The sequence below is a fragment of the Loigolactobacillus rennini DSM 20253 genome (assembly GCF_001436505.1).
GTDB lineage: Bacteria > Bacillota > Bacilli > Lactobacillales > Lactobacillaceae > Loigolactobacillus > Loigolactobacillus rennini.
This window is the reverse complement of record NZ_AYYI01000011.1, coordinates 1-5,604: the sequence shown is the minus strand read 5'-3', so window position 1 is coordinate 5,604 and position 5,604 is coordinate 1. Positions and strand designations below refer to the sequence as shown.

Below are 5,604 nucleotides of genomic sequence, written 5' to 3'. Positions count from 1 at the left end.
AAACAATTAGTAACGATAATAAAAACAAGGTAAATTAGGGTACGTTTGACAGTACCAATGATTAGAAGAGGTGTTTTTAATGAGAATGGTAGATATTATTCAAAATAAACGTGATGGCAAAACGTTAACAAAAGCTGAAATTCAATTCTTCGTCGAAGGTTATACAGCTGGCAAAATACCAGACTATCAAGTCAGCGCATTGTTGATGGCAATTTATTTTAACAGCATGACTGAATCAGAACGGGCTAATTTAACCATGGCAATGCTCCATTCTGGCGATCGCTTGGATCTCAGTAGTATCCCTGGAATTAAAGTAGATAAGCACTCTACCGGTGGTGTTGGGGATAAGACCAGTTTGCCTTTAGCACCAATTGTAGCGGCGTTAGGAATTCCAGTACCGATGATTTCTGGCCGCGGATTAGGCCATACCGGTGGGACATTGGATAAATTAGAAGCAATTCCTGGTTTTAAAGTTGAAATTAGTGAAGCTGATTTTAAAAAGCAGGTCACTGATATTGGCTTAGCGATTATTGGTGCGACTGGCAACATTGCACCAGCAGATAAGAAAATTTATGCGTTACGTGATGTGACAGCAACAGTTGATTCCATTCCGTTAATTGCTAGTTCAATTATGAGTAAAAAGATTGCGTCTGGCACTGATGCCTTAGTACTAGACGTTAAAACGGGCGCTGGCGCCTTTATGAAAGAAGAAAGTAGCGCGGTTGATCTTGCTAATGCCCTAGTTGGTATTGGTAAGCAAGTGGGAATGGATTGCATGGCCATCATTTCCGATATGAACCAGCCATTAGGGAATGCAGTTGGCAATGCACTGGAAATTAAAGAAACCATTGATATTTTGAAAGGGCAAGGCCCAGCTGACATTACAGAACTCGTTAAACGGTTAGCTTGCCAAATGGCTGTGTTGGGCCATAAAGCGGCTACCATTGCGGATGCCCAAGCAATGGTTGATCAGGTTATCACTGATGGCACTGCTTTAGCGAAATTTAAAGCAATGGTTGTGGCGCAAGGCGGTAACGGTGATGTGGTAAATCAGCCAGAAATCATGCCACAGGCTAAATACAAGATTGAACTACCTGCCAAACAGAATGGTTTAGTTGCGAAAATGGCAGCAGATGAAGTTGGCATTGCTAGTATGCTACTAGGCGGTGGCCGTCAATCCAAAGATGATAAAATTGATTATGCAGTTGGTATTCAATTGCATAAGAAAATTGGCGATCAAGTTGCTGAAGGTGAAAGCTTACTGACGATTTATAGCAATACGCAAAATGTAGATAAAATCAAGTCTTTACTGTATGATAATATTGAAATTAATCACCAGGCACAACCGGTTCAGTTAATTCGTAAAATTATTCAGTAATGTAAGGTAAAACACCGTGGCGTTTCTGCGTCACGGTGTTTTTGTGTGTCTAGTTAAATGTCGTTTGTAATACTAAATAGCGTTGCCTAAGCCTTTATTAAGCTAACATGGTAACAAAAACCATTGTGATAGTCAGAATATCACAATGGTTTAAGTATACCGTTTTAGTTCAAAGCTTTACGTGCATCAAAGCGATGTGAAATAAAGCCGTATAAGATCCAGCCAGCAAAAGTAACAATTGAACCACCCATTAACGCAACAGAGCCAGCAGTGTAAAGTGCGTAAAGACTGTAAATTGCAGCAATTGTTGCGATCAAGTTGGTTTTCCGTTGTTTAGCTTTTGGCACATTTTCCTCTAATTGCATTGTTTTTAATGAAGCCATGGATAGTAAGTAAGGAATAACATTAGTGACAACGGCTAAATTTACTAAAATTGTAAATTGTTTAGAAAGTGATGGGCTAATCGTCATTAGTGCTAACAGTGATTGGCAGGCAGTAATGATCAACATGCCAACTAAAGGTGTTCCATTACCGATTACTTTACTAAAAATTTTAGGGAAGTATTTTTCATGTGCCGAGCTTCTAAACACTTCAGCGATGGTAAATTGCCAACCGAGTAATGAGCCAAAGCAGGATAAAATCATTAAAGCCATGACGATATTACCAATAGCTGGGGTAAACATTGTACTAAAGGCTAATCCAAAGGGTGCATTGGAATGTAGTAGTGCTTGATTAGGTACGATACCGGCCATAATGTTAGTCGATAAAATGTACATGATCGCTGCGCCAATTGTACCGCCTAAGACAGCAATTGGAACGTTCTTTTTAGGATTTTCTACTGAATCCATGTTAGCAGAAGCGGATTCTAAACCTAGAAATGCCCATAATGTGATTGAAATGGACTTACCAATTCCTTTGAAGAAACTGAAATGGTAAGGGTTCCATGCATTAATATAACGTGTACCACTAAACCAGAACCAACCTAAAATAGAAATGGCAATGACGGGAATAATAACGCCCCAAACGGTAAAAGTACTGATACGTCCTGTTATTCTTGCACCGCCAAAATTTAAAATCGTCGCTAGCCATAAAGTGAAAATGGTCCATAAAGCAACTTCCAATGGATTCAAATCAGCGCCAAACAAAACAGCAGCATAGCCGACCGCCGAAATAGCAATTGCAGCATTGGCAATCACTAAGGATGCACCATAGGTGTAATTGGCAAGGAAGGCGCCTGCTTTTCCAAAGGAATATTCCGCGTAACCTCCCATACCGCCACCTTTTGAGGTATACATACCCGCTCGTGAAAACGCATAGGCCAAAGCCATTGCGCCTAATGCTGTTACCAGCCAGGATAAGATCGACATGGTTCCAACTTCAGCTAGATTTGTAGGCAACATGATGATACCGGAGCCCATCATGTTGATTGCTGTAATGATGGTTAATTGAACCACACTCATTTTTTTCTTTTCTTGTGCCATAATTTTGCTCCTTAATTATAGAATAAATTGAATAAAGGCAAGGAAACTGAGGTAAAAATTCACCTCAGTTCCTTAACAATCAATGAATTGTGTATCTGATAATGGTTAAAAATGCTTATTTATTTTCTTTTAAGACGTAGCCATAAGCATTAATGTGTCCAGCTTCTTCTTTGAAGTAGACACCTTGAATTTCAGGAGCAAAACCAGGGAACTCATTGATACCGTCTTCTAAAATGGTAAAGTATTTTTGTGCATTTTCATTCCATTTTTCACCGGGGACAACACAGAAAATACCAGGAGGGTATGGCAGTGCGCCTTCAACAGCAACACGACCTAAAATATTCTCCAATTTGACTAGCTCGACATTATTTTTTAAAAGGGCAACATTGGCATCATAAGGTGTCATGGCAACTTCAGGAAGATATTCATGTTTGAATAGTTTCTTTTGATAAGTTTTAGTGTCAGCGTTTTTGTAAAAATCATGTAGTTCTTGGCATAATTGCCGAATGGTATAACCGCGGTAGCGCACTTTATTTTCAGCGTAGAGATTTGGTAAAACGTCTTCTAGCGGCTGATCTTGCTCCACTAAGTGCTCAAATTTAACCAGGTGAGAAACTAAATTGTTCATTTTAGTTGGAGTTTCAGCTGGCGTCATTAAGAATAAAATAGAGTTTAAATCGTTCTTTTCCGGAATAATGCCATGTTCACGTAAATAGCTAGCTAAAATAGTTGCTGGAATGCCAAAGTCTTCATAATCATCGGTTTTTGGATTGATCCCAGGCGTTGTTAACATGAATTTGTTTGGATCAACAAAGTATTGATTGTTTTCATAACCTGAAAATCCGTGCCATTTAGCATCTTTTTCAAACCGCCAATAATCGATGTTGCTAACAATTTCTTCTGTTGGAACGTCTTCCCATTTTTTGCCATTGACCATTGGTGGTACAAATGGTTTGATTAGATGACAGTTTTTAATGATATTTTTACGTGCATTGACGCCGGTTACTAAAGTGTCGTGCCACAATTTTTCACCTGCAGCACCTTCTTGCATTTTGGCGTTAACATCTAATGACGCAAACAGCGGATAAAATGGTGATGTCGAGGAGAATTTCAGGTAAGCATTATTAAAGCGCTTATGGTCGATATAACGTTTTTGTCCTTTAATGTGCTTATCTTTTTTATGAATTTGGGATGCTTGTGAAAAACCAGCTTGTTGTTTGTGGACGGACTGTACCACTAAAATTCCTGGATCATCTGGTCCTAGTTCTAGTTTTAGCGGTGAGCAGTCATTCATCATTGGAATGAATTGTTCATAACCTACCCACGCGGAATCAAAAAGAATGTAGTCACATAAGTGGCCAATTTTCTTAATGACTTGTTTGGCATTATAAATTGTGCCATCATAAGTGCCTAATTGGATTACTGCTAATCTGAATGGCCGTTTTTGTTTGGCACGTTTTGGATCGACTTTAGCAGCTTCTGCTCTGAGATAATCTTCATCAAAGTCTTTGGCATAAATACCGCCAATAAAGCCATAAGAGTCGCGGGAAGTTTCCATGTAAACTGGCCGACCGCCGTCCATCACTAAAGCACTGTTGTAAACAGATTTATGATTATTACGGTCAAAAAGAACTAAGTCACCAGGAGCAATGGCAGAAGTGATGGCGATGTTGTTTGAAGTTGTGGATCCGTTCATCACAAAGTAAGTTTTATCTGCATTGTAGATCCGTGCAGCTTCTTTTTCTGCCTGCATAGCAGGACCTTCATGAATCAATAAATCACCTAGGGCAACGTCAGCGTTACAGATATCAGAACGAAAGACATTTTCGCCCATGAAATCATAGAACGCACGGCCAGCCGGATGTTTTCTAAAATATTGTCCACCTTGGTGACCTGGACAATCAAATTGCAGATTGCCACGGTTAACATAAGATTTTAAAGAACCAAAAAATGGTGGCAGTGCCTTTTTTTCGTATTGTGCTGCCGCAGCTTCAATTTCGTGGTTATATAGGGCATGATCGTAGTGGTTATTTGGATCTAAAATGTGATAAATTTTCTTCATTAATTGCCCAGAAAGCTGGTTGCTATCACTAGTAATGACAAAAATCGGAATGCCAAATTTTGTTTGATCGACTTTGTTGATTAAATCAATATCGCTAGCAGCGACGACTAAAGCAGCAACATCAGTAAAGTCCGTTTTATCAGCAGCGACGAGTTGTCGTTTTGTTTTAAAATAAAGCTTTGCTTGACTTGTAGTTGCAATTTTCATCATAGAATATTGCCTCCCAATTTTAGAAAGCGTTTATAATTTTTTGGTTAAAGCACTTCTTTTTGATCGACTTTTTAAATTAAGTGAAAATAGAACAACTAATTGACGTCATTTAGTTGTGACTCACAAAATAATATGAATTTTGAAACACTTATTTAAAATCGGTATAAAGCCCGCTGCAGCGTCTATATAAGCTCTAATTCCTGATCGATCCAAAGTCATTATAGCATAACTATTACTATATTTGTATAAAAACTGTTAATATATTTTGTTTTTAAATCACATAAAAACCCGTATTGTCGTTTTAGAACACTAATAAGGCGGGCGTGAGACGTGACGAAAAATAATAAAATTAAAATTGGAAAGTTAATTCGTGCTAAAAGAAAAACAATTGCAATGACGCAGGAACAATTAGCAGAACATAAAGTGAACCCCTAACGTTGGACAACTAAATCCAACGTTAGGGGTTTTACTAT

The 5,604-nt window shown here is 38.5% G+C and carries 3 protein-coding genes; 1 reads left to right on the top strand and 2 read right to left on the bottom strand.

The features are described from left to right. Positions 1–79: 79 nt before the first annotated feature. Positions 80–1,378 carry a pyrimidine-nucleoside phosphorylase gene (locus FC24_RS02010; RefSeq protein ID WP_057873205.1) on the top strand — a complete coding sequence of 433 codons (1,299 nt, stop codon included), beginning with the start codon at positions 80–82 and terminating at the stop codon, positions 1,376–1,378. 164 nt (positions 1,379–1,542) lie between these two features. Here FC24_RS02010 and potE read toward each other — a convergent pair whose 3' ends face one another. Both potE and speC read right to left on the bottom strand, forming a co-directional pair. After that, positions 1,543–2,859 (bottom strand): putrescine-ornithine antiporter, encoded by a 1,317-nt coding sequence (potE, locus tag FC24_RS02005; protein ID WP_057873204.1) that lies wholly within the window; start codon positions 2,857–2,859, stop codon positions 1,543–1,545. A 115-nt stretch (positions 2,860–2,974) separates the two neighbouring features. Continuing rightward, positions 2,975–5,131, bottom strand: coding sequence for an ornithine decarboxylase (gene speC, locus FC24_RS02000; protein ID WP_057873203.1), 2,157 nt, complete (start codon positions 5,129–5,131; stop codon positions 2,975–2,977). Positions 5,132–5,604: the final 473 nt, after the last annotated feature.